The organism is Rhodoferax sp. RT5P35, from assembly GCF_056521385.1.
Window position 1 is genome coordinate 101,572 of the sequence record NZ_JBWMAX010000008.1, and the last position, 24,363, is coordinate 125,934.

A 24,363-nucleotide genomic window follows, 5' to 3' on the forward strand; every position below is an offset into this window, starting at 1 on the left:
CACAGGCACCACCCCTTTTGGCCACTGAACGCGAACTTTCCGATTTCCTCAAGAGCGTCGAAAACCGGGCCTTTAAACGCTCGGTCTACCACGTGCGCAACGAAGAATCGGCTCTGGACATCGTGCAAGACAGCATGATGAAACTGGCTGAGCACTATGGCGACAAGCCTGTGGCCGAGTTGCCCATGCTGTTCCAGCGGATTTTGTCGAACTGCACGCTGGACTGGTTTCGCCGCCAAAAAACCCGCAACGCCTTGTTTTCGAACATGAGCGACTTTGAAGCAGCCGACGGCGATGGAGATTTCGACCTGCTGGAGACCTTCCAGTCGTCAGATAACGCCGAGCGCACCGAGAGCGCCGAGGACACCACGCGCCGGGCACAGGTATTGCGTGAGATTGACACCCAGATACAAGAGTTACCGGCGCGTCAACGAGAAGCGTTCTTGATGCGTTACTGGGAAGAGATGGACGTTGCCGAAACCGCCAGCGCCATGGGCTGCTCGGAAGGCAGCGTCAAAACCCACTGCTCCCGTGCAGTCCAGTCGCTCAGCAAGGCGCTCAAGGCCAGAGGAATACATTTATGACACAGCTGCAAACCAACCCCATGCTGTCGGCGCAAGACCGCTTTGCGCGCAACGTCACGGCGCGCCTGACAGAAGGCTCTGCGGCGCTGTCGCACGACATTTCTGAACGCCTGCGCATTGCCCGCATGCAGGCAATGGCCCACCGCAAACAGGTCGTCATGCGCAGCGCCACCGTGGTGGCCAGCCAGGGTGGCGGCACGGCCGCGCTGACATTTGGCGGCCAAGGCGGCAACGATAGCCCTAATTGGTGGACCCGTTTTGCTGCGGCCTTGCCTTTGGTCGCACTGGTGGCAGGTTTGCTGACGATTTACGTGGTGCAAAACGACCTGCGTGCCGACGAACTGGCTGAAGTCGATACCGCCCTGCTGACCGATGACTTGCCCACCGTGGCCTACACCGACCCTGGTTTTGTGGAATTCCTCAAGGCCAACCGAGACACCACCACCCCTTAATTGGAACGGATACGGATGCTGCTATCGCTTAGGAACTTGCTGTCTGCCTCCTTTATGGGGGTGGTGTTGTCCCTTGGCGCGGCATCCACCGTATGTGCGGAGATCGCTCCCGATTTTGGTCCGGCCTCCATCCCCTTGGCTTCAGCCAGCAAGCCTGAGCAAAAACCGCTCTGGAAAGAGCTCACACCAGCGCAGCAGCAGGCGCTCAAGCCTCTGGCTACGCACTGGAACAACATCAGCGAGGCACAAAAGCGCAAATGGCTGGCCTTGTCGGTCAACTTCGAGAAAATGTCTCCTACCACGCAAGCGGTTTTGCAAGAGCGCATGCTGGACTGGGGTACCCTGAGCGGTGTACAGCGCAGTCTGGCACGGCTGAACTTTGCCGAGGCCAAGCGCCTGTCGCCCACTGAAAAGCAGGCCAAATGGGAGGCCTACCAAACGCTGGACCCGGAAGAAAAAGCCAAGCTGGCCAAGCAGGTACAGAAAAAGCTGGCTGGTGCCGCCACGGGCGTAAAGCTCACCCCGTCGCAAAAGCTGGCCAGTGTGCCGCCCCCGCGCACAAACGAACCCAAAGGCCCCTCCATTGCCACGGGTGACAACCAGATTGACCCACACACTCTGCTCCCGCTGCCCGCTTACCGGTTCAGCCGTGGTAGCTCGGTTGTACCGCAGCCGGCCAAGCCCGCCGGACAATGAGCGGATTGGCGGCACCAGCCCTCACCCCCACTCCCTTGACCGCACCCAGCCTGCGCCGCCGAATGGCCTGCTGGCTGTACGAAGGCATGCTGATGTTTGGTGTGGTATTCATTTCGGGCTACCTGTTTGGCACCCTGAGCCAAACGCGCAACGCCATGGACAACCGGCCCGGCTTGCAGGCCTTTTTGTTTGTGATTTTCGGCATCTACTTCACCTGGTTCTGGTCCAAAGGGCAAACCTTGGCAATGAAGACCTGGAACATCCGCGTGGTAGGCCGCGACAGCCAGGCCATCAGCCAGCCGCGCGCCCTGCTGCGCTATGTGTGGAGCTGGGTGTGGTTTCTGCCGCCTCTGGCCGCCATGGCTCCGTTTGGCTTGCCGGTTGGCGAAACCCTTGTCATTTTGCTGGGCTGGGTGGCGTTTTGGGCGCTGCTGAGCCGTTTCCACCCACAACGCCAGTTTTGGCATGACGCGCTGGCGGGCACCCGGCTGGTAGGCTCACTTCCTCTGAGCCGCTGAGCCCTCCATGGAATCACCCACCGCCCAAAAATCCCGCAAAGGGCTCACCCGCCTCTGGCACGCCGCTGGCTATTCACTTGCGGGCCTGCGGTCTGGCTGGCATGAAACCGCCTTTCGCCAGGAAGCCATCGCCGCCATCGTGCTGGTGCCACTGGCCGCCTGGATGGCCCGGACCTGGGTTGAGTTTGCCCTGCTGGCGGGCTCGGTGGTGCTGTTGATGGTGGTGGAGCTGCTCAACACCGGGATCGAGGCTGCCATCGACCGCGTCGGCCCCGAATGGCACCCGCTGTCCAAGCGCGCCAAAGATATGGGCAGCGCCGCCGTGTTGCTGACCGTGCTGATCACGGCCACCATTTGGATTTTGGCGCTGGTGCAGCGCTTCGGCGCTTAAAAGGCTTAAACCGCCGCCTCGTCCTGCTCGCCGGTGCGGATGCGCACGACGCGCTCAACACTGGTCACAAAAATCTTGCCGTCACCAATCTTGCCGGTGCGAGCGGCGCGGATGATGGCTTCCACGCAGCGGTCCACCTCTTCGGTTTTCACCACCACCTCGATCTTCACCTTGGGCAGGAAGTCCACCACGTATTCGGCACCGCGGTACAGCTCGGTATGGCCTTTTTGGCGGCCAAAACCCTTAACTTCGGTGACGGTCAGGCCGGTCACGCCGCATTCGGCCAAGGCCTCGCGCACTTCTTCCACTTTGAACGGTTTCAGGATGGCGGTAATTTGTTTCATAGAACTGGTGTCTCGTTGGTATAACTTGAAAGTCAAGCGCGGAATTTACTCGTAATAGGATAGCGCCAATCCTTGCCAAAGCTGCGGTGGGTAACCCGGATTCCGACGGGCGACTGGCGGCGTTTGTATTCGTTGATTTTAATCAGCCGGGTGACGCGCTCCACGTCGGCGGGTGCAAACCCGGCAGCGATGATGGTCTCCAGGCTTTGGTCGTTTTCCATGTAGCGCTCTAAAATCGCGTCCAGCACCTCGTAGGGCGGCAGGCTGTCCTGGTCGGTCTGGTCGGCGCGCAGCTCGGCGCTGGGTGGGCGGGTGATGATGCGCTCGGGGATGGGGTTGCTGACGGTACCGTATGGGTCGTTGTCGTTGCGCCAACGGGCCAGCGCAAATACCAGGGTTTTGGCCACGTCCTTGATGACGGCGAAGCCGCCTGCCATGTCGCCGTACAGCGTGCAGTAGCCGGTAGCCATCTCGCTTTTATTACCGGTGGTTACAACAATGCTGCCGAATTTGTTGCTCAAGGCCATCAGCAGCGTGCCGCGGATGCGGGCCTGGATGTTTTCTTCGGTGGTGTCCTCGTCGCGGCCAATAAAGTGCACGGCCAGCGAGGCCTTGAAGGCTTCAAACTCGGGCAGGATGGAGATTTCGTCGTACTGCACGCCGACCCGGGCCGCCATGTCGCGCGCGTCGATCCAGGAAATGTCGGCCGTATAGGGCGAGGGCATCATCACCGTGCGCACGCGTTTCTTGCCCAGCGCGTCCACCGCAATCGCCAGCACCAGGGCCGAGTCGATACCGCCCGACAGGCCCAGCAGCACGCCGGGGAAGTTGTTTTTGCCCACGTAGTCGCGCAGGCCCAGCACCAAGGCATCCCACAGCTCGGCATGCAGGCTGCGCTCGGGTTCTATGGTTGCTACCAATTCAATAGCTTCCTGCGCAGGTGCTGCCTGCACAAAGAACAGATTTTCTTTAAAACTGGGCGCACGGCCACTCAGGGCACCGTCGGCATTGACGCAGAACGAGCCGCCGTCAAACACCACCTCGTCCTGCCCGCCCACGATGTGCGCGTACACCAGCGGCAGCGCCACGCTGCGGGCGCGATCGGCCATGCGCAGCACCCGTTCACCGCCCTTGCCCATGTGGAAAGGCGAGGCGTTGATGACGGCCAGCAGCTCGGCCCCGGCCTCCTTGGCGGCACGCGCGGGTGCTTCGAACCAGGCATCTTCACAGATCAGCAAGCCAACCTGCACGCCTTCCACCGCAAACACGCACACGCCCTGCCCCGGCGTGAAGTAGCGGCGCTCGTCGAACACCTGGTAATTGGGCAGCTCGCGCTTGATGTGCTCGGCCACCAGTTGGCCTTCGCAGAACACGCTGGCGGCGTTGAAACGGTGCTGCACCGCCACCGATTTAGTGCGGTCGTCGCCACCTTGCGGGTGGCCGACCACCACGTGCAGGCCTTTTAACCCAGCGAGTTCGCGGGCCACTGTTTTCACGGCATCATCACAGGCAGCGGTGAAGGCCGGGCGCAGGAACAAATCTTCTGCCGCGTAGCCGCAAATCGACAGCTCGGGTGTCAGCACCAGTCGGGCACCGTCGGCATAGGCCGTGCGAGCGGCATCGATGATTTTTTGCGCATTACCGGCCAGGTCGCCGACGACAAAGTTAAGCTGGGCAACACAGAGTTTGAGAGTCATGGAAACAAAAAATACGGTGGTGGCCGCAGGCCAGCAGGGGTTGGAAGACAGTGCGACTGATTATGTCATTCGGGTGTTGGATTCGCCCTCGCAGCTTTCCGCCGAGGTGTGGAATCCCCTCCTGGCCCTGCAGCCCGATGCCAGCCCCTTCATGCGCTACGAATACCTGGCCGCCTTGCACCAGAGCGGCAGCGCCACGCCCGCCACCGGTTGGAAGCTGCGGCTGGTCACCGTGTGGCAGGGTGAGGTGCTGCAAGCCGCCTGCGCGCTGTACATCAAAGGCCATTCCTACGGCGAATACGTCTTCGACTGGGCCTGGGCCAATGCCTACCAGCAGCACGGCGTGCCCTACTACCCCAAGGCGGTGGTGGCCGCGCCCTTCACCCCCGTACCCGGCGCGCGGCTGCTGGCGCGGGATGCGGAGTCCCGTGCGGTGCTGGTGCAGGCGCTGGTAGCCTGGTGCGAACAAGAAGAACTGTCGTCCCTGCACGTTTTGTTTGCCAACCCGGTAGATGTGGCCGCCTGCGCCGACGCGGGCCTGATGCTGCGCCACACCGTTCAATTCCATTGGACAAATAAAGTGGGTGGCTACCGCGACTTCGACGACTTCCTGGCCTCCATGGCGCAAGACAAACGCAAAAAAATTCGCCAGGAGCGCCGCAAGGTGGCCGATGCGGGCGTGACGTTCCGCTCGGCCCAGGGCCGCGCCATCACGCCGCAAGACTGGGATTTCTTCTACCGCTGCTACGAGCGCACCTACCTGGAGCACGGCAACGCGCCTTACCTGAGCCGCGACTTCTTCCAGCGTATGGCAGACACCATGCCAGAGCACTGGCTGCTGTTCGTGGCCGAGCGCGAGGCGCAGGGTGTCAAAATTCCCATTGCTGCTAGTTTGATAGCTATCAGCGCAGACGATACCTGCGCTAGCGGCCTAAAAGATACTAAAGATCAGCCTCTGGTCGCCTATGGACGCTACTGGGGCGCGCTGGAGCGGGTGGACTGCCTGCACTTCGAAGCCTGCTACTACCAGCCGCTGGCGTGGTGCATCCATCACGGCGTGGCCCGCTTCGAAGGCGGCGCGCAAGGTGAACACAAAATGGCCCGCGCCCTGCTCCCCGTCAAAACCACCAGTGCCCACTGGCTGGCGCACCCGGCGTTTGCCGATGCGGTGGAGCGGTTTCTGGAGCGCGAGGGGGCGGGGATTGCGGGGTATATGGAGGATTTGGCCCAACGTAGCCCGCTGAAAATCACTAGCCCCGCACAAACATAGTCACTAAGGGCACATCTCCCACCAACCGGCTGCGGTGCCCGTGCACCGTGGCATCAAACGTCGCCCCGGCGGGCAGCACATCAGCCGAATAGAAATGGTCGCCGGGTTGGAACACCCGGGCTGTGCCGTCCTGCAAGCCAATTTCCATCTGTCCGGCCAGAATCACCACCCACTGTGGGTCGCTGGTGCAGTGGAAGCTGCTAGCAAAACCCACCGGACTGTGGCGCAGCTGGAAGCCGCCGCTGGTTTGCAGGGCGCTGAGCTGGGAGGTGGGTTTGCCTTCGGTCAACGGAATCAGCTCGTCGCGGAATTTGGCAACGCCATCGGTGTCGGTAAAAAGGACTACTTTGGTGAAATCGGTCATGGCAGGTTTTAACAATAGTGTGGTGGGGATGATAAGTGGCTGCAACGATAATCAGGCCCCATGAATCCCTTGCTCTCCACCCTCCAGCCCTACCCTTTCGAGCGGCTCAAGCAACTTTTCGCCAGCGTCACCCCCAACCCGGCCTACCGCGCCATCAGCCTCGGCATTGGCGAGCCCAAGCACGCCACGCCTGCGTTCATCGAGCAGGCGATGCTGGGCGGGATCAAGGGCCTGTCGGGCTACCCAGCGACTGGAGGCGAACCGGCCCTGCGCACGGCGATAGCGCAGTGGATCCAGCGCCGCTACGGCTTGGAGCTGAACCCCGCCACCCAGGTGCTGCCGGTGAATGGCTCGCGCGAGGCGCTGTTTGCGTTTGCCCAGACCGTCATCGACCCCACCCAGCCGGGGGCCCTCCCGGCGCAGGGCCGCCCCAAGGCGGGTGGCACCCCCTCGGGGGGCAGCGATGCACTTGCGTTCTCGGCTGCCGCCGATTCCGGGGAAGTGGCAAGCGTGGGGGCTCCGGTGGTGGTCTGCCCGAATCCGTTCTACCAAATCTACGAAGGCGCGGCCCTGCTGGCCGGGGCCACGCCCTACTACGCCCCCAGCGACCCGGCGCGCAACTTCGCGGTGGATTGGGACAGCGTGCCTGCCGACGTGTGGGCGCGCACCCAACTGCTGTTCGTCTGCTCGCCTGGCAACCCCACCGGCGCGGTGATGCCTTTGAGCGAATGGCAAAAGCTGTTCGAGTTGAGCGACACATACGGCTTTGTGATCGCCTCCGACGAGTGCTACAGCGAGATCTACTTCCGCGACGAACCGCCACTGGGCGGGCTGGAAGCCGCTGCCCAACTGGGCCGTAACGATTTCAAGAACCTGATCGCCTTCACCAGCCTGTCCAAGCGCAGCAATGTGCCCGGCCTGCGCAGCGGCTTTGTGGCGGGCGACGCGGCGCTGATCAAACCGTTTTTGCTCTACCGCACCTACCACGGCAGCGCCATGGGGCCGGTGGTGCAGTCGGCCAGCCTGGCAGCCTGGAACGACGAAGCCCACGTGGTCGACAACCGCGCGCTGTACCGGAGCAAATTTGCCCAGGTCACCCCCATCCTGGCCGAGGTGATGGATGTGGCCCTGCCAGACGCGGGTTTTTACTTGTGGGCGCAGGTGCCCAGCCCGGCGGTAGTGGATGGGCTGGACAGCGATGTCGCCTTCGCCCGCGACCTGCTGGCTGCCTACAATGTGACGGTGCTGCCCGGCAGCTATTTGGCGCGCGAAGCCCATGGTCAGAACCCGGGCCGCCAGCGCATCCGCATGGCCCTGGTGGCCGAAACCGCAGAGTGTGCCGAAGCCGCCCAACGAATTCGCCAATTTATCCAATCCAAAACCTGAACCAAAGAAAAACATGACACAACAACTCCAAGCCACCATCGAAGCCGCCTGGGAAGACCGCGCCAACCTGTCGCCCACCGCCTCTACTGCCGAAGTGCGCGATGCTGTGGAACACGTGCTGAATGAGCTGAACAACGGCCACCTGCGCGTGGCGACTCGCGAAGCCGTCGGCCAGTGGACGGTGCACCAGTGGATCAAAAAGGCTGTGCTGCTGTCGTTCCGCCTGAAAGACAACGAAGTCATGCAAGCCGGATCGCTGGGCTTCTACGACAAGGTGCCCACCAAGTTTGCCCACCTCAGCGCTGAGGAAATGAAGGCCACCGGCGTGCGCGTGGTGCCGCCCGCTGTGGCCCGCCGTGGCAGCTTCATCGCCAAGGGCGCGGTGCTGATGCCGTCTTACGTGAACATCGGTGCTTACGTGGGCGAGAACACCATGGTCGACACCTGGGCCACCGTGGGCTCGTGCGCGCAGATCGGCAAGAACGTGCATTTGAGCGGCGGCGTGGGCATTGGCGGCGTGCTGGAACCCCTGCAGGCGGGGCCTACCATCATCGAAGACAACTGCTTTGTGGGCGCGCGCTCCGAAGTGGTGGAAGGCGTGATCGTCGAAGAAAACTCGGTCATTTCCATGGGCGTGTACATCGGCCAGAGCACCCCTATTTACGACCGTGCCACCGACACCGTGACCTATGGCCGCATTCCCTCGGGTTCGGTCGTCATCAGCGGCACCCTGCCCAAAGACGGCGGCAAGTACAGCCTGTACGCGGCCATCATCGTCAAGCGCGTGGATGCGCAAACGCGCTCGAAAACCAGCCTGAACGATCTCCTGCGCGACTGACCCCACCACCCCCATCGGAGGTAAGCCATGAGCACTATGGAACGCATTCTGCGACTGATGCAGGAGAAGAAAGCCTCCGATGTTTACTTGTCGGCCAATGCGCCCGCGCTGATCCGTATCAACGGCATGTGCGTGCCGGTGAACAGCCAGCTGCTGCAGTTTGACGCTCCGCGCAGCCTGCTTTCTGAGATTGTGCCGGCCGAAAAACTCACCGAGCTGGAGGCCACTGGCGAGCTGAACATGGCCATCTCGGTGCCTGGCGTGGGGCGGTTCCGGGTCAGCGCCATGCGCCAGCGCGGCAGCTATTCGGTGGTGGTGCGCTACATCAACGTGGAAGTGCCGTTGCTCAGCAGCCTCAAGGTGCCCGCCATCTTGGGCGATCTGGTGATGCGAAAGCGCGGCCTGCTGCTGATGGTGGGCTCTACCGGTGCTGGTAAAACCACCACCCAGGCGGCGATGATTGACCACCGTAACCAGCGCGCGGGCGGCCACATCCTGACCATCGAAGACCCGATCGAATACCTGTACAAAAACAAGCGCTCCATTGTCAACCAGCGCGAGATCGGCACCGACACCGCCTCGCTGGAGGTGGCGCTAAAAAACGCGCTGCGCCAGGCCCCCGACGTGATTTTGATCGGCGAAATCCGCGACCGCGAAACCATGTCGGCGGCGATTGCCTACGCCCAGACCGGCCATTTGTGCATGGCCACCCTGCACGCCAACAACTCCTACCAGGCGCTAAACCGCATCGTCAACTTCTACCCCGTGGAAGTGCGTGCCACCATGCAGGCCGACTTGTCGGTGGCGCTGAACGCCATCGTCTCGCAGCGCCTGGTGCGCACGCCGTCGGGCGAACGCGTACCGGCGGTGGAGATCATGCTCAACACCTTGCTGGTGGCCGACATGATCGAAAAAGGCGATATTGGCGGTGTCAAGGATGCCATGGAGAAGTCGCTGGCCGAGGGCTCGCAAACCTTTGAGAGCGACCTGGCCCGCCTGATCACCAACGGCACCATCGACCGCAAGGAAGGATTGGCCAACGCCGATTCGGCCACCAACCTGATGTGGCGGCTGCAAAACGACTTTGCCCGCGCCAGCCAGAAGGCCGAGGTTGCCGTGTTGCAGGCCGAGGCCGACGACGAACCCAGTTTTACCGACTTCACGTTGGATGTTCGGCCATAAGCTTTGCGGCCTTAATTTCCCCTCATTTATGTCCCAAACCCTGTATCTGGCCGAGCAACTGATTGCCCAGCCCTCCGTCACCCCGGACGACGCGCAATGCCAGCCCCTGATCGCCGAGCGCCTGGCCCCGCTGGGCTTTGTGTGCGAAACCATCCGCAGCGGCCCCGAGAACTCCCGCGTCACCAACCTGTGGGCGATCCGGCATAGCATTTTCAAGGGTTTTAGCCCTCTAGCGCAGGTAGTATCTGCGCCAGCAGCTAGCAAACTCATAGCATTCGCAGGCCACACCGATGTGGTACCTACCGGGCCGCTGGCACAGTGGAGCAGCGACCCCTTCACCCCCACGCACCGCGACGGCCGTCTGTTTGGCCGGGGCGCGAGCGACATGAAAACCTCGATCGCCGCCTTTGTGGTGGCGGTGGAAGAGTTCCTGGCGGCCCAGCCCGAGACCCCACTGTCTATCGCCCTGCTGCTGACCAGCGACGAAGAAGGTCCCTCAGTCGATGGCACGGTGGTGGTCTGCAAGCTGCTCAAAGAGCGCGGCGTGCAGATGGACTACTGCATCGTCGGCGAACCCACGGCTGTGGAGCGCACCGGCGACATGGTCAAAAACGGCCGCCGCGGCAGCATGAGCGGCAAGCTCACCATCCGCGGCGTGCAAGGCCACATCGCATACCCGCAACTGGCCAAAAACCCGATCCACCTGGCCATGCCTGCCCTGGCCGAGCTGGTAGCTACCCAGTGGGACGGCGGCAACGCCTTTTTCCAGCCCACCAGCTGGCAGATGAGCAACATCCACGCGGGAACCGGTGCCAACAACGTTATTCCCGGCACCGTGGTGGTGGACTTCAACTTCCGCTTCTGTACCGAATCCACACCGGACGGCTTGCAAAAACGCGTCCACGAGGTGCTGGACCGCCACGGCCTGGGCTACGACATCGCTTGGACTGTCGGTGGCCTGCCGTTCCTGACCACACCCGGCACGCTGGTGGACGCGGTACGCGCAGCCATCCTGGCCGAGACCGGCATCAGCACCGAGCTGTCCACCACCGGCGGCACCAGCGACGCGCGCTTCATCGCCCAGATCTGCCCGCAAGTGATTGAGTGCGGTCCGCCCAACGCCACCATCCACCAGATCGACGAGCACATCGTGGTGGCCGACATCGAGCCGCTGAAAAACATTTACCGCCGTACGCTCGAAATTTTGTCCCGCCAGCCATGAACGTCCTCACCCTCATCGAGCAATCCGCCGCCCAGCTCGCCGCCGCAGGCGTGTCCTTCGGCCACGGCACCACCAACGCATTCGACGAAGCCGCCTGGTTGGTGATGTGGAAACTGGGGCTCCCGCTGGACGATCTGGATTCTGTAGAAAATCAGCCTGTAGCGCAGGAGCAGCTTAAGCAAGTAGCTACACTTTTGGAAGCACGCATCCTCAGCCGCAAGCCCGCTGCCTACCTCACGCAAGAGGCCTGGCTGCAGGGCGTGCCGTTTTACGTGGACGGGCGTGCCATCGTGCCACGCAGCTTCATCGCTGAGCTGCTGGTGGACGGCGGCATCGACTACTGGCTGCTGGAGACCACCCACCGCGTGCTCGATCTGTGCACTGGCAACGGCAGCCTGGCCGTGCTGGCGGCCATGGTCTACCCCGACGTGCAGGTCACCGCCGCCGACATCAGCGGCGATGCCCTGGCCGTGGCCCGCATCAACGTGGACAAACACAGCCTGCAGGCGCGCATCACCCTGGTGGAATCGGACGGCCTGGCCCAGGTGGGTGGCCCGTTTGACCTCATTGTGTGCAACCCGCCCTACGTCAACAGCCAGAGCATGGCCGCCCTGCCCGCCGAGTACCAAGCCGAGCCCGCGCTGGCACTGGAGGGCGGGAAAGACGGTATGGACTTTGTTCGCAAACTGTTGCATGGGGTTTCTGCGAAAATGGCCCCTCTCGCGGTGCTGGTTTTGGAAATCGGCAACGAGCGCGAACACTTTGAAGCCGCGTTCCCCGCGCTCGAAGTGGTGTGGTTAGACACCAGCGCAGGCGAAGACCAGGTTTTGCTCGTAACACGCGAAGCCCTCGAAGCGCTTTAACGCTCACCCCCAGGCTACAGCGCTACGCGTCTTTCGCCAACCCCCTTGCAGGGGGCAATGCCAGTGGCCCGGCAAAGCCGGTTCCACGGCATTTCTGGAAGGCGTGCGTTCTGGCTGTTTACGGGGTTGAGGCTTTATTTTTTTATTTTTTGATCATCACCCGTGGTGATCACGCTCACCATGATCACCCTGAAAAATGTCGTTCTGCGCCGCAGCGCCAAGGTCCTGCTAGACAGCGCTAATGTCACCATCAACCCCGGCGAAAAAGTCGGCCTGGTAGGCCGCAACGGCGCGGGCAAATCCACCCTGTTTGCGCTGCTTAACGGCACGCTGCACGAAGACGGCGGCGACTTCTACGTGCCGTCGCAGTGGCGGCTGGCCCAGGTGGCCCAGGACATGCCTGAGACCGACCAAAGCGCCACCGACTTTGTGGTCGAGGGCGACACCAACCTGCTGGCCGCCCAGCAGGAAGTCGATGCATCCGAGCTGACCGAAGACGGCGAACGCATGGCCAACGCCTACATGGCCCTGTACGACGCGGGCTCTGGCGACGCACAGGCCCGGGCGCAGGCCTTGATTTTGGGCCTGGGCTTCAAAACCACCGAACTGGACAACCCGGTGAACAGCTTCTCGGGTGGCTGGCGCATGCGCCTGCAGTTAGCACGCGCGCTGATGTGCCCGTCCGACCTGATGCTGCTCGACGAGCCGACCAACCACTTGGACTTGGACGCACTGGTGTGGCTGGAAGCCTGGCTTAAGCGCTACACCGGCACCATGCTGGTCATCAGCCATGACCGCGAATTCCTGGATGCCATCACCGACGTGACGGTGCACATCGAGACCGCCAAACTCAACCGCTACGGCGGCAACTACAGCAAGTTTGAAGACATGCGCGCCGAGAAGATGGAGCAGCAGTCGGCATCGTTCAGCAAGCAGCAGGACAAGATTGCCCACCTGCAGAAATTCATCTCGCGCTTCAAGGCCCAGGCCAGCAAGGCCAAGCAGGCGCAAAGCCGGGTCAAGGCCCTGGACCGCATGGAAAAGATTGCGCCGCTGCTGGCCGAAGCCGAATTCACCTTCGAGTTCAAAGAACCCGCCAACCTGCCCAACCCGATGCTGTCGATGTCGGATGCCACCTTTGGCTACCCGCCTGCCGAGGACGCGCCCGAGGGTACCGGCCCCACCGTCATCGTGCAAAAGGTCAACAAATCGGTATTGGCAGGCCAGCGCATCGGCATTCTGGGTGCCAACGGCCAGGGCAAATCCACCCTGGTGAAAACCGTGGCCCGGGCGCTCACGCCCATCCACGGCGAAATTCTGGAAGGCAAGGGCCTGAACATCGGCTACTTTGCCCAGCAGGAACTGGACGTGCTGCGCCCCGCCGACACCCCGCTGGAGCACATGATCCGCCTGGTGAAGGAAACCACCGCCGCGGGCAAACTGGCCGGCCAGGGCACGCGTGAGCAAGACCTGCGCAGCTTTCTGGGCACCTTCAACTTCAGCGGCGACATGGTCAAGCAGGCAGTGGGCAGCATGAGCGGCGGCGAAAAAGCCCGCCTGGTACTGTGCATGATCGTTTGGCAGCGCCCCAACCTGCTGCTGCTGGATGAGCCGACCAACCATTTGGACCTGGCCACCCGCGAAGCCCTGGCCATGGCGCTGAACGAGTTCGAAGGCACCGTGATGCTGGTCAGCCACGATCGCGCTCTGCTGCGCTCGGTGTGCGACGAGTTCTGGATGGTGTCGCGCGGCGGTGTCGAGCCGTTTGACGGCGACCTGGACGACTACCAGCGCTACCTGCTGGACGAAGCCAAGCGCATGCGCGAAGCGGCCAAGGAAGCCGGTAAAGCTGCCACACCTGCGCCAGCGCCTGTAGTGGTGGCAGCGCCGGTCGTCAATACCAAGACGCTACAGCGTGACCTGGACAAGATCGACCTTGAAATGGCCGCCCTGCAGCTGGAAAAAGACGGCCTGGACGAAAAACTGGCAGCGGCCAAAAATCCGTTTGAGATCGGCCAGGCCAGCAAGCGCCTTAAAAAGGTCACCGCCGACATGGCTGCGCTGGAAGTGCGCTGGATGGCGCTATCTGAGCAGCTGGAATCCGCGGGTGCCATGGCGAGTTAACAAAGACAAGGTACAGTTGTACTTCTTGCAAACTTTGTATACGGAGATTTTCTATGTTTTCTTTGATCGGCACCATCATCGTAGGTTTGATCGTGGGTTTGATCGCAAGGGCCGTGAAGCCCGGTGACGACAAGCTGGGCTTCATCATGACCGCGATTTTGGGTATTGCAGGTTCGTTCGGCGCCAGCTACATAGGCCAAAGCATGGGCTGGTACGCGCCCGGTGCAGCGGCAGGCTGGATTGCATCGGTAGTAGGAGCCATCGTCTTGCTGGTGATTTACGGCATGGTGGCCAAAAAGTAATTCCGCACTTGGTGCAAAAAAAAGAGGGGTTTGCGCCAAACGGGTGCAAGCCCCTTTTCTTTGCACCGTTTTGGATCAAATAATTCATTTTAATTTTTATTGATTTATTTGATTCAATTTGCTATCTTTGTGGCTCCAGACATTTGCAATGCACACCGCTGTCGGAAATGCATTTTTCAACCCGTTTCTTCAGGAGTAGCCCGCATGAAACTCACATCTCTTGCAGCCACCGTCGCATTGACCGTGGCCACATTCACCGCCGCCACCTCGGCCCTCGCAGCCGACTGGACCGTCGGCGCCAACATCGGCAACGTGCCCTGGGAATTCCAGGACGCGACTGGCAAGTTTGTCGGCTTCGAGATCGACCTGGTCAACGAGGTCGCCAAACGGGCAGGCAAGTCGGTGCAAATCGAGAACATTCCGTTCAACGGCCTGTTCCCCGCCGTGCAGTCGGGCCGCATCCAGATCGCGGTGTCCAGCATCACCATCACGCCCAAGCGCCTGGAGTCGCTGGCCTTTGCCCAGCCCTACTACGACAGCGACCAGTCCCTGTCGGTGCTGAAATCTACCAAGATCGACAAACTGGAAGACTTGGCTGGCAAAACGGTGGGCGTGGACACCGCCTCTACCGGCGACATCTACGCCACGCAAAACACCGCCAAGCTGAAGATCGCCACCATTTCCCGATACGAAGGCCTGGCCCCCGCCATGCTGGACCTGGCCTCGGGCCGCATCGACGGCTACATCAGCGACATCCCGGCCGTGGAGTACTACATCAAGGACAAACCGCAGTACCGCATTGCTGCCCGCATTCCCACCAACGAACGCTATTCCTTCATGTTTGCCAAAAACTTCGCCGATGCCGCCAAGGTGAACGAGATCCTGACCACGCTAAAGAAAGAGGGATTTGTCTCTGCCACGCACAAGAAGTGGTTTGGCACCACGCCGCCCGATACATCGTCCAGCGTGATGGTGATGGACGTACCGAAACTGTAAACACTTGACGGCCCCCGCATGGATCTGCTCGACACCTTCTTCAACTGGCCGGTTTTCCGGGATGCACTTCCCTTGCTGCTGCAGGGGCTGTGGACCACGATTATTCTGGGGGCCGTGAGCATTCTGCTGGGCTTTGTGGGCGGCTTGGTGCTAGCGCTGGTTCGGCTGTACGGCCCGGCCTGGCTGCGCACCGTGGCCCGCATCTACATCGACGTGTTCCGCTCGATTCCGCTGCTGGTCTTGCTGGTGCTGGTGTACTACGCCCTGCCCTTTGTGGGCATACGGCTGACATCATTTGCCGCTGCCACGGCGGCACTGTCGCTGGTGTCGTGCGCTTACACGGCCGAGATCATGCGGGCGGGCATCGAGGCGATTCCCAAAGGCCAGTTCGAGGCGGCCGATGCGATCGGCCTGGGCTTTTTCAGCAGCATGCGCGACGTGGTGCTGCCCCAGGCGCTGCGCATCGTGGTGCCACCGCTGACCAGCAACTGCATCAATGTGCTCAAAGACACGGCCCTGGCTTCGGTGGTGGCCATGCCCGATCTGCTGAAGCAGGCCACCCAGGCCCAGGCCCTGGCCGCCAACCCCACGCCATTGATTGGCGCGGCAGTGCTGTACTTGCTGCTGTTGCTGCCCCTGGTGCGGCTGGTGGGCTTTTTTGAAGCGCGGCACCGTGCTGCCACACGCTGAAGAACGATATGACGACTCTTATCCAAATACGCGGGCTGTGCAAGTCCTACGGCGCATTCCAAGCCCTGCATGGCATCGACCTCGACGTGAGTACCGGGGAGGTGGTGGTGGTGATCGGGCCGTCGGGCTCGGGCAAATCCACGCTGATCCGTTGCATCAACCTGCTGGAGGATTACCAGGGGGGCGAGATTCTGGTAGACGGCGAAAAAGTAGTGCGCGGCAAGGCTCTGGCCAAGGTGCGCGCCGAGGTCGGCATGGTGTTCCAGAGCTTCAACCTGTTTCCGCACCTCACGGCCCTGGCCAATGTGGCGCTGGGCCCGCTGCGGGTGCGCCACATGCCCAAGCGCGAGGCCGAAGCCCGCGCTCTGGCGCTGCTGGACAAGGTGGGCCTGGCCGCGCACGCGCACAAGCTGCCGGGCCAGTTGTCGGGAGGCCAGCAACAACGGGTGGCGATTGCGCGGGCGCTGGCCATGGAGCCCAAGGTGCTGCTGTTTGACGAGCCCACCTCGGCCCTGGACCCGGAAATGGTGGGCGAGGTGCTGGACGTGATGCAAGCCCTGGCCCGCACCGGCGTGACCATGGTGATCGTGACCCACGAGATGGGCTTTGCCCGCCGCGTGGCCGACCGGGTGATTTTTATGGAAGCCGGGCGAGTAATAGAACAAGCCCCGCCCGCTGAATTTTTCAGTGCGCCCCGCGAGGAGCGCACCCAGGCCTTTCTGCAAGCCATTCTTCAACATTGATGTCTCCTATGCCGAACGCACTCAACCTAGACCACATCCGCGCCGAGTTTCCGGCCCTGCACAACGACTGTGCCTACCTGGACAACGCCGGTGGCTCCCAAGTGCTGCGCCGCGTGGCGGACAGGGTGCGCGACTACCTGCTGACCAGCAGCGTGCAGCTGGGTGCCAGCTACGCCCAGTCGCAGGACGCGGGGGCCAAGGTGCTGGCCGCGCGCCGCGCGGTTGCCGAGCTGATCAACGCCCCGTTTGACGACGAAGTGGTAATGGGCGGCTCCACCACCTCGCTGATGTTCCAGGTGACGCAGGCCATCCAGTTGGGCATCCGTCCCGGCGACGAGGTCATCGTCAGCAACACCGACCACGAGGCCAATATCGGCGGCTGGATGCGGCTGACGGCAGCGGGCGCGGTGGTCAAGGTGTGGGAGGTGAACCCCGAAACCCTGGCGCTGGACCTGGCCGACCTGGACCGCCTGCTGTCGCCCTGCACAAAATGGGTGGCGGTGACGCATGCCTCTAACATTCTGGGCACTATCAATCCGGTGGCCGAGATTGCCCGCCGTGTCCACGCCGTGGGCGCGCGCCTGTGCGTGGATGCAGTGGCCTACGCGCCGCACCGACTGGTGGACGTGCAGGCCAGCGGGGCGGACATGGTCGTGTTCAGCTTCTACAAGGTGTTTGGCCCGCATTACGCCGTGCTGTGGGTGCAGCGCGAGTTGCTGCTGTCGCTGCCCAGCCTGAACCACTATTTCATCGGCGCCGACGTGCTGCCCTATAAGCTGCAGCCGGGCAATGTGAACTACGAACTGTCGTACGGCTGCATGGGGATTAATGACTACTTGGTGGCGGTGGGCAGCCAGCTTGGCTCTACCGGCACCGCACGGCAAAAGATGCAGTGCGCCTTCGATGCGTTTGAGCAGCATGAGGACGCGCTGGCCGAGCGGCTGCTGGCATATCTACGCGGCAAAAAGTCGGTGCGCACCATCGGCATGGACAGCGCCGCCCAGGGTGGCCGGGTGCCCACCATCAGCTTTATGGTGGCCGGGCAGATGTCGGAATCCATCGTGCGCCATACCGACCGGTTTGGCATCGGCATCCGCTTTGGCGACTTCTACGCCAAGCGCCTGGTGGAGTCGCTGGGTCTGCACACCCAGGGTGGCGTGGTGCGCGTGTCCATCGCCCACTACAACACCTTTGCCGAGATCGACAGACTGATTCAACATCTGGACGAGGTGATTGCATGAGCACAACGTTAATTCGCAATGGCCGCATCATCACGGCCACCGACGACTACGTGGCCGATGTGCTGATGCAAGACGGTGTGATCCACACCATTGGCCGCAACATCCAGGTGGGCGAAGACGTAGCCATCGTCGATGCCACCGGCCTGTATGTGCTGCCCGGCGGCGTAGACACCCATGTGCACCTGGAAAACGTGATCGGCCCCACGATCACCTGCGACACCTTCGCCAGCGGCACCAAGGCCGCGGCCTTTGGCGGCACCACCACCATCGTGGACTTTGCGCTGCAAACGGCCACCGATTCGCCCCTGGCGGCCATTGCCCGCGCCCAGCGTAGCGCCGAATCGCAGGTGGCGGTGGACTTCAGCTTCCACGTCATCATTACCCGGGTGGACGAGCAGGTGCTGCAGGACGTGCGCTACGCCATGCGCCACGAGGGCGTGACCAGCTTCAAGATGTTCATGGCCTACCCCGGCGTGATGATGGCCGACGATGCCGCCATCTTCCGCATGCTGCGCCAGGTGGGTGCCGACGGCGGCATGGTGGCCCTGCACGCCGAAAACGGCACCGTCATCGACCTGCTGATCAAGGAGGCGCTGGATGCTGGTCACACCTCACCACGCTACCACGCACTGACCCGCCCGGCCATCATGGAAGGCGAAGCCACGCACCGGGGCATCCGCCTGGCCGAGCTGGCGAACGCGCCCATCTACTTCGTACACGTCTCCAGCAACCAGGCCTTGAAGCACATCGTGGCTGCCCGCGCAGAAGGCATTCCGGTGTTTGCTGAAACCTGCCCACATTACCTGCTGTTTGACGACTCGGTCTACAACACCGACGACGTAGAGATCGCCAAATACGTGATGACCCCGCCCCTGCGCACGCCCGACGACCAAAAGCACCTGTGGCGCGCCCTGCGCTATGACGACCTGCAGGTCATTGCCACCGACCACTGCCCGTTTTGCATGAAGGAAGGCCACCTGGGCTATCGCATGCAGAAAATGCGCGGCAAGGATGACTTCTCGCTGATTCCCAACGGCGCTCCAGGCATCGAAACACGCCTGGTCAGCCTGTTCGACATCGGCGTGATGCAGGGCAAGTTGTCGCTGAACCGATTTGTGGAGCTGACCTCCACCACCCCTGCCAAGCTGTTCGGTCTGTTCCCCAAAAAGGGCACGATTGCCGTGGGCAGCGATGCCGACGTGGTGCTGTTCGACCCTGCCGCCAACCAGATCATCTACGCCAAAGACCTGCACGGCAACTGCGACTACACCTTGCTCGAAGGCCGCACCTTGCGCGGCCAGGTGAAAAAAGTGTTTTTGCGCGGCACATTGATTGTGGATGGCCCGCAGTGGCTAGGGCGCGAAGGCATGGGCCAGTTTGTGCCGCGTGGTGAGGTGCGGGCGTTCTAGGCCTTGCTATTGTATTTAAGTACTATTTTGATAGCATATTGTGTAGACATAATATACGCCAGAGGCCAATTTAATGCATAAAAAATGGCTTGAATATGCCAAAACCTATTCTGTGGCGGCACCCTGCCAACACCGTATGATTGCTATATGGATAATAGCAAACCAAGCAATCTAGATGCGCTGCGGGACCTGATTGGGCGTGAAAGCGAGCGCCTCACGCCGCGCATGCGCGACGCGGCCCGCTACGCGGTGGACCACCCCAACGACATCGCACTAAACCCGGTCGCCACGGTGGCCGCAGTGGCCAAAATCGCACCCGCCGCCTTCATCCGTATGGCCAAGGCACTGGGGTTTGACGGCTATTCGGATCTGCAGCGGCTGTTCCGCGCACCGCTGCAGCATGCGGTCAAACCCACCTTTCGCGAACGCATCCGCCACTTTGGCGGCGAACAAACACTGGACAACCCCGACGACCCAGCCGAAGTGCTGCGCGCCTTCAGCCAAGCCAATATCGTGTCGCTAGAGCATTTGCAAGACGATGCCGCGAGCCTCCCGCTACAGGAGGCGATTGCCTTGATCCAGAACGCCCGCATCGTGCATGTGCTGGGCCTGCGCCGCTCGTACGCGGTGGCGGCCTACCTGGCCTACGCGCTGAACCGGGTGGGCCAGCCCGCCGTGCAGATCACGGGCCTGGGCGGTGCCATCGCCGAGCAGGCCAGCACCGCCAGCCCGCAAGACCTGCTGATCGCCATCAGCTTCCCGCCCTACGCGGCCGACACCCTGCAGGTCTGCGAGCAGGTGCGCCTGAGCGGTGCCAAGCGGCTGGCCATTACCGATGCCTTCATGAGTCCGGTGGCCAAGGGCGCCGACCTGGTGCTGGAGGTGAACGATGCCAAGCTGCTGGGTTTCCGCTCGCTGACATCGGCCATGTGCCTAGCCCAAACCCTTGCGATGGGCCTGGCCTTCGCCAAACGCAACAAGCGGTCCAAAAAAACGCAGCTGGTGGCAGACCTGGACGACATCGACTGCTGATATGTTCACCCTCGCCATGGAACCCCTGACCGCCGAAGCCTTCCGCCCCTTTGGTGACGTGATAGCGACCAGCAACAGCGCGCGGCACTTCTCCATCAACGACGGCTTTGCAGAGCGCTACCACGATCTGGCGCAGATCGACGTGACCAGCGGCGGCGGGCACGCCATTCTGAGTATCTTCAAGGCGCTGCCCCGCATCCTACCGATGCAACTGGTGCTGCTGGAGCGGCATCCGCTGGGCAGCCAGGCGTTCATGCCACTGTCCAACCTGCCGTATCTGGTAGTGGTGGCCCAGGCCGGACCGGTGCCAGATCGGGCTCAGATCCGTTGCTTTCGCGCCGCGCCAGGCCAGGGAGTGAATTACGCCCGGGGCACCTGGCACCACCCGCTGATCGCCCTGCAAGCACCCAGCGACTTTTTGGTAGTGGACCGTGGCGGCAAGCCAGGGGACGCGAACTGCGACGAATACCCGCTAACGGGTGAGGCGATCTGTATCAACGCGTAGGCAGCGCATCCATCGCGTTGGCAATGGCACCGGGCGTGGTGAACCAAATGTCGCTGCGGTGCCTGGCAATATGCTGCAAAGCCCGGCGCAGATGCCGCAAGCGGTAAGGCTGGCCGATGATGTAGGGGTGCAGCGCAATGCCCATCACCAGCGGCTGGGTCTGGGACTGCAGCAACATTTCGTCGAAATTGTCGATGACCATCTGGGCAAAGTCTTTGGCATCCATCTGGCGGCCCATGACCATCGGAATGTCGTTGAGCTCTTGCGGGTACGGTATGGACCAGATCGGGCCGCTGCTCGTCTGCATGGCTACCGGCTGGTCGTCATGGCACCAGTTCAGGGTGTAGCGGTAGCCAGTCTCAACCAGCAAATCGGCAGTCAGCGCGGTTTCGGCAATCCAAGGTGACAGCCAACCTTGGGTCACCACACCACTGTGCTGCAGCATCAGATTGCGACACGACTGAAGTAAATCCCGCTCCAGAGCCTCGTCCATGCCGTTTTGCCGCTCGGCGTTGGTGTGGCCGTGGCCAATCAGCTCGTCACCGCGCGCTACACAGGCGGCGATGACTTCGGGGCAGTGGTCATACAAGGCGGTGTTGATCAGCGCACCGGTAGGCAAATTCAGCGCGTCAAACAGCTCCAGGCAGCGCCACACTCCCACCCGGTTGCCATATTCGCGCCAACTGTAGTTCAGCACATCCGGCTGCGGCGAAACCGGCCCCAGGTTGGCGCCCAAGCCTTCGCCGAAAGCGAAATGTTCGATGTTGAAACCCAGGTACACCGCCAGCCGTGCCCCATTCGGCCACCGGTAGTCCGGCCGTTGGTGGATGGCTGAGTAAGCGAAACGGCCATGGCCGGGAATTGCGCCGTAGCGGTCAGATGCCATGGTTACAGCTTAGGCATGGGAGAAGCGCGAACTCAGTCGCGCAGCTCCAGGGCCCGATTGACCCGCAGCGCGATCAAAGTACAGACCGCTCCCGAAAACAGGTAAATACTGACGTAAGCCAATCCAAAATTGGCGGATAAACCCAGGGCCACCAGCGGTGCAAACGCAGCACCAATCAACCACGCCAAGTCAGACGTTAAAGCCGCACCGGTGTACCGGTACTGGGACTCGAAGTTGGAGCTCACAGCGCCAGCAGCCTGGCCGTAGGACAGGCCCAGCAAAGCAAATCCCACCAGAATAAATACGTCTTGGCGGAAAGGCTCGCCGTCGAGCAGCATAGGCGCAAAAAGACTGAAAATGGCAATCAACACAGCCAAAGTGCCCAGTGTTTTGCGCCGACCAATGCGGTCCGCAATCACCCCGGAGGCAATGATGCCTAGCATTGCAATGGCCGCGCCGATCATCTGGATGATCAAAACGTCACTCACGGGCTGCGTGGCATACAAAGTTATCCAAGATAGCGGGAAAACCGTGACCAAATGGAATAACGCGTAACTCGCCAGCGCTGCAAAAGCGCCGATGATCAGGTTGCTACCCTGGGCCCGCACCAACTCGCCCACCGGGCTAGGCTCTAGCTTATGCTCATTGAGCAGATGGTCGTATTCGTCAGTCACGACCAGGCGCAGGCGGGCAAACAGTGCGACCACGTTGATCGCAAAAGCCACATAAAACGGATAGCGCCAGCCCCAGTCCATGAAGTCTACCGGCCTCAAACTAGAATGCAAAAACAGGAACAAACCGCTGGCCACAATGAAACCAATGGGTGCGCCCAATTGGGGGATCATGGCGTACCAGCCACGTTGGCTCTTGGGGGCATTCAGCGCCAACAGCGACGGCAGGCCATCCCACGATCCGCCCAGCGCAATCCCTTGCAAGAAACGCAGGACCGACAAAAACACGATGGCCGTAAACCCCAAGCTGGCATATCCCGGCAAGAAAGCTATACCCACCGTGGCAATACCCAGCAAAAACAGTGATCCAGTCAGTTTGGCCCCACGCCCCCAACGGCGCTGTATCGCCATGAACGCGATGGTTCCAATAGGCCGGGCAATAAAGGCGAACGAGAAAATCACGAACGACAGCAAGGTTCCGTCCAGGCGGCTTTCAAACGGAAAAAATATCTCGGGAAATACCAACACCGAGGCAATCCCATAGACAAAGTAGTCAAAGTACTCAGATGCGCGTCCGATGATCACGCCGATAGCGATTTCACCTGGAGCAATCTTGGAATGGTCTGCAACGCTGGCCCTGGCGTCGCGCTCAAAGGTGGGCGGCGCAACTGCGGTGTGCTCATGATTAATGCTTGACATCATGCTTACTCGTAATTTGGAGGTTGTAATATACAGACGCTGCAGGACTACACAGCTAAGAGAATGATGCCATAGGACAAAACGTCCTACCCCCATCGCCCACGAATAAACGTAAATTTCATACACTATGCGTTCACGTAATCTCACTCTGTCCAGCATGCCATTCTTCAAAAACCTACGCGGATTGCTTCTGTTTCCGGCCACCGTTTTACTGGCTGGATGTAACGCGGTACTGATGAATCCGTCAGGCGACGTGGCACTGCAACAACGCGACCTGATCATTGTGTCCACCGCGCTGATGTTGCTGATCATCGTGCCGGTGATTGCCTTGACCTTATGGTTTGCTTGGCGCTACCGCAAGTCCAACACTGCGGCCACTTACGACCCAGAATGGCACCACTCCACCCAGTTGGAGCTGGTCATTTGGGCCGCACCTCTTTTGATCATCATCGCCCTCGGCGCTATCACCTGGATCAGTACCCACACCTTGGACCCGTACCGACCTCTCCAGCGGATTGACGCTGAACGAGACGTGATTCCGGGCACTGCACCACTCGTGGTGGAAGTGGTCGCACTGGACTGGAAATGGCTGTTTATTTACCCAGAGCTGGGCATCGCCACCGTCAACGAATTGGTGGCCCCGGTAGACCGGCCCATTGCGTTCAAGATCACCGCTTCATCAGTTATGAACTCATTTTTCATTCCGACGTTGGCAGGACAAATTTACGCAATGCCTGGCATGGAAACCAAGTTGCACGCTGTGATAAACAAAGCGGGCGAATATGAAGGCTTCTCGGCTAACTACAGTGGCGCTGGTTTCTCGGGTATGCGCTTCAAGTTCCATGGCATGAGCACTGAAAACTTTGATGCCTGGGCCAAAACTACCAAGTCGAGCGGGGGTGAGTTGAGCCGCGATAGCTACATCCAGTTGTCCCAGCCCAGCGAACGCGATCCGGTCCGTCGCTACGCTTCGGTAGCGCCTGATTTGTACGATGCCATTTTGAACCGCTGCGTGGAGCAAAACCGTATGTGTATGAAAGACATGATGGCTATTGATTCCAGTGGTGGCCAGGGCAAGATCGGTGCATACAACATCGCATCTCTGGATACAGCAACCCGTAAGCGACTGGGTATCGACAACGCGCCCGTACGCAACTATGTAGGTGCCATGTGCACCGTCAGCAACCCTACCGGTGCAGTTTTGGCATCTGGTGTCCAGCCCATTTAAGTTTCTGGCCAAACAACCCCTTTAATCCGC

The 24,363-nt window shown here is 61.3% G+C and carries 26 protein-coding genes; 21 read left to right on the top strand and 5 right to left on the bottom strand.

Going from position 1 to position 24,363, the window contains the following annotated elements; translation table 11 throughout:
• Positions 1-17: 17 nt before the first annotated feature.
• From AC097L_RS14260 to AC097L_RS14280, 5 genes are read left to right on the top strand one after another with little or no spacing between them, the layout of a single operon-like run.
• Positions 18-584: an RNA polymerase sigma factor gene (locus tag AC097L_RS14260; protein WP_479587084.1), complete on the top strand. Its 567-nt coding sequence runs from the start codon at positions 18-20 to the stop codon at positions 582-584.
• Positions 581-1,036, top strand: a complete 456-nt coding sequence (locus AC097L_RS14265; protein ID WP_479587085.1) for a DUF3619 family protein — start codon at positions 581-583, stop codon at positions 1,034-1,036. The genes AC097L_RS14260 and AC097L_RS14265 overlap by 4 nt, the downstream gene beginning before the upstream one ends.
• A 36-nt stretch (positions 1,037-1,072) precedes the next feature.
• A complete protein-coding gene (locus tag AC097L_RS14270; RefSeq protein ID WP_479587086.1) occupies positions 1,073-1,732 on the top strand; it encodes a DUF3106 domain-containing protein in 660 nt (219 codons plus the stop codon).
• On the top strand, positions 1,729-2,250 hold the full coding sequence (locus AC097L_RS14275; protein WP_479587087.1) for an RDD family protein: 522 nt from the start codon (positions 1,729-1,731) through the stop codon (positions 2,248-2,250). The genes AC097L_RS14270 and AC097L_RS14275 overlap by 4 nt, the downstream gene beginning before the upstream one ends.
• Before the next feature lie 7 nt (positions 2,251-2,257).
• Complete coding sequence (locus tag AC097L_RS14280; RefSeq protein ID WP_479587088.1) at positions 2,258-2,641, top strand: diacylglycerol kinase; 384 nt, start codon at positions 2,258-2,260, stop codon at positions 2,639-2,641.
• 5 nt (positions 2,642-2,646) lie between these two features.
• Here AC097L_RS14280 and AC097L_RS14285 read toward each other — a convergent pair whose 3' ends face one another.
• Complete coding sequence (locus tag AC097L_RS14285) at positions 2,647-2,985, bottom strand: P-II family nitrogen regulator (protein WP_479587089.1); 339 nt, start codon at positions 2,983-2,985, stop codon at positions 2,647-2,649.
• A 32-nt stretch (positions 2,986-3,017) separates the two neighbouring features.
• Positions 3,018-4,682 carry an NAD+ synthase gene (locus AC097L_RS14290; protein WP_479587090.1) on the bottom strand — a complete coding sequence of 555 codons (1,665 nt, stop codon included), beginning with the start codon at positions 4,680-4,682 and terminating at the stop codon, positions 3,018-3,020.
• Here AC097L_RS14290 and AC097L_RS14295 point away from each other — a divergent pair.
• On the top strand, positions 4,681-5,952 hold the full coding sequence (locus tag AC097L_RS14295; protein WP_479587091.1) for a GNAT family N-acetyltransferase: 1,272 nt from the start codon (positions 4,681-4,683) through the stop codon (positions 5,950-5,952). The two genes, AC097L_RS14290 and AC097L_RS14295, sit on opposite strands and share 2 nt — an antisense overlap.
• Here the strand turns inward: AC097L_RS14295 and AC097L_RS14300 are convergent.
• Positions 5,933-6,316, bottom strand: a complete 384-nt coding sequence (locus AC097L_RS14300; protein ID WP_479587092.1) for a cupin domain-containing protein — start codon at positions 6,314-6,316, stop codon at positions 5,933-5,935. The two genes, AC097L_RS14295 and AC097L_RS14300, sit on opposite strands and share 20 nt — an antisense overlap.
• Positions 6,317-6,376: 60 nt before the next feature.
• Between AC097L_RS14300 and dapC the strand changes: the two genes are divergently transcribed.
• From dapC to AC097L_RS14370, 14 genes are all read left to right on the top strand, one after another.
• Positions 6,377-7,702 carry a succinyldiaminopimelate transaminase gene (dapC, locus tag AC097L_RS14305; protein ID WP_479587093.1) on the top strand — a complete coding sequence of 442 codons (1,326 nt, stop codon included), beginning with the start codon at positions 6,377-6,379 and terminating at the stop codon, positions 7,700-7,702.
• A 13-nt stretch (positions 7,703-7,715) separates the two neighbouring features.
• Positions 7,716-8,540, top strand: coding sequence for a 2,3,4,5-tetrahydropyridine-2,6-dicarboxylate N-succinyltransferase (dapD, locus tag AC097L_RS14310; protein WP_479587094.1), 825 nt, complete (start codon positions 7,716-7,718; stop codon positions 8,538-8,540).
• Between the two features lie 27 nt (positions 8,541-8,567).
• Entirely contained in the window at positions 8,568-9,722 is a 1,155-nt protein-coding gene (locus AC097L_RS14315; RefSeq protein WP_479587095.1) for a PilT/PilU family type 4a pilus ATPase, read from the top strand.
• 28 nt (positions 9,723-9,750) lie between these two features.
• Positions 9,751-10,944 carry a succinyl-diaminopimelate desuccinylase gene (gene dapE, locus AC097L_RS14320; protein ID WP_479587096.1) on the top strand — a complete coding sequence of 398 codons (1,194 nt, stop codon included), beginning with the start codon at positions 9,751-9,753 and terminating at the stop codon, positions 10,942-10,944.
• Positions 10,941-11,807: a 50S ribosomal protein L3 N(5)-glutamine methyltransferase gene (gene prmB, locus AC097L_RS14325; RefSeq protein WP_479587097.1), complete on the top strand. Its 867-nt coding sequence runs from the start codon at positions 10,941-10,943 to the stop codon at positions 11,805-11,807. The genes dapE and prmB overlap by 4 nt, the downstream gene beginning before the upstream one ends.
• Positions 11,808-11,987: 180 nt before the next feature.
• Entirely contained in the window at positions 11,988-13,931 is a 1,944-nt protein-coding gene (locus tag AC097L_RS14330; protein WP_479587333.1) for an ABC-F family ATP-binding cassette domain-containing protein, read from the top strand.
• Positions 13,932-13,984: 53 nt separating this feature from the next.
• Entirely contained in the window at positions 13,985-14,233 is a 249-nt protein-coding gene (locus AC097L_RS14335; RefSeq protein WP_315226500.1) for a GlsB/YeaQ/YmgE family stress response membrane protein, read from the top strand.
• Between the two features lie 204 nt (positions 14,234-14,437).
• A complete protein-coding gene (locus AC097L_RS14340; protein WP_479587098.1) occupies positions 14,438-15,229 on the top strand; it encodes a transporter substrate-binding domain-containing protein in 792 nt (263 codons plus the stop codon).
• Positions 15,230-15,247: 18 nt separating this feature from the next.
• A complete protein-coding gene (locus AC097L_RS14345; RefSeq protein WP_479587099.1) occupies positions 15,248-15,919 on the top strand; it encodes an amino acid ABC transporter permease in 672 nt (223 codons plus the stop codon).
• Between the two features lie 8 nt (positions 15,920-15,927).
• Entirely contained in the window at positions 15,928-16,662 is a 735-nt protein-coding gene (locus AC097L_RS14350; RefSeq protein ID WP_479587100.1) for an amino acid ABC transporter ATP-binding protein, read from the top strand.
• Between the two features lie 8 nt (positions 16,663-16,670).
• Positions 16,671-17,903 (top strand): cysteine desulfurase-like protein, encoded by a 1,233-nt coding sequence (locus AC097L_RS14355; RefSeq protein WP_479587101.1) that lies wholly within the window; start codon positions 16,671-16,673, stop codon positions 17,901-17,903.
• Positions 17,900-19,312, top strand: coding sequence for a dihydropyrimidinase (gene hydA, locus AC097L_RS14360; RefSeq protein ID WP_479587102.1), 1,413 nt, complete (start codon positions 17,900-17,902; stop codon positions 19,310-19,312). The genes AC097L_RS14355 and hydA overlap by 4 nt, the downstream gene beginning before the upstream one ends.
• A gap of 147 nt (positions 19,313-19,459) precedes the next feature.
• Positions 19,460-20,344, top strand: a complete 885-nt coding sequence (locus tag AC097L_RS14365) for a MurR/RpiR family transcriptional regulator (RefSeq protein WP_479587103.1) — start codon at positions 19,460-19,462, stop codon at positions 20,342-20,344.
• Position 20,345: 1 nt separating this feature from the next.
• Positions 20,346-20,849 carry an ureidoglycolate lyase gene (locus AC097L_RS14370; RefSeq protein WP_479587104.1) on the top strand — a complete coding sequence of 168 codons (504 nt, stop codon included), beginning with the start codon at positions 20,346-20,348 and terminating at the stop codon, positions 20,847-20,849.
• Here the strand turns inward: AC097L_RS14370 and AC097L_RS14375 are convergent.
• Together AC097L_RS14375 and AC097L_RS14380 are read right to left on the bottom strand one after the other, a co-directional pair.
• A complete protein-coding gene (locus tag AC097L_RS14375) occupies positions 20,839-21,735 on the bottom strand; it encodes a polysaccharide deacetylase family protein (protein WP_479587105.1) in 897 nt (298 codons plus the stop codon). The two genes, AC097L_RS14370 and AC097L_RS14375, sit on opposite strands and share 11 nt — an antisense overlap.
• Before the next feature lie 32 nt (positions 21,736-21,767).
• On the bottom strand, positions 21,768-23,105 hold the full coding sequence (locus tag AC097L_RS14380; RefSeq protein ID WP_479587334.1) for an MFS transporter: 1,338 nt from the start codon (positions 23,103-23,105) through the stop codon (positions 21,768-21,770).
• A 157-nt stretch (positions 23,106-23,262) separates the two neighbouring features.
• On the opposite strand from AC097L_RS14380, the gene cyoA reads away from it, so the two are divergent.
• Positions 23,263-24,333 carry a ubiquinol oxidase subunit II gene (gene cyoA, locus AC097L_RS14385; RefSeq protein ID WP_479587106.1) on the top strand — a complete coding sequence of 357 codons (1,071 nt, stop codon included), beginning with the start codon at positions 23,263-23,265 and terminating at the stop codon, positions 24,331-24,333.
• The last annotated feature ends 30 nt before the right edge of the window (positions 24,334-24,363 follow it).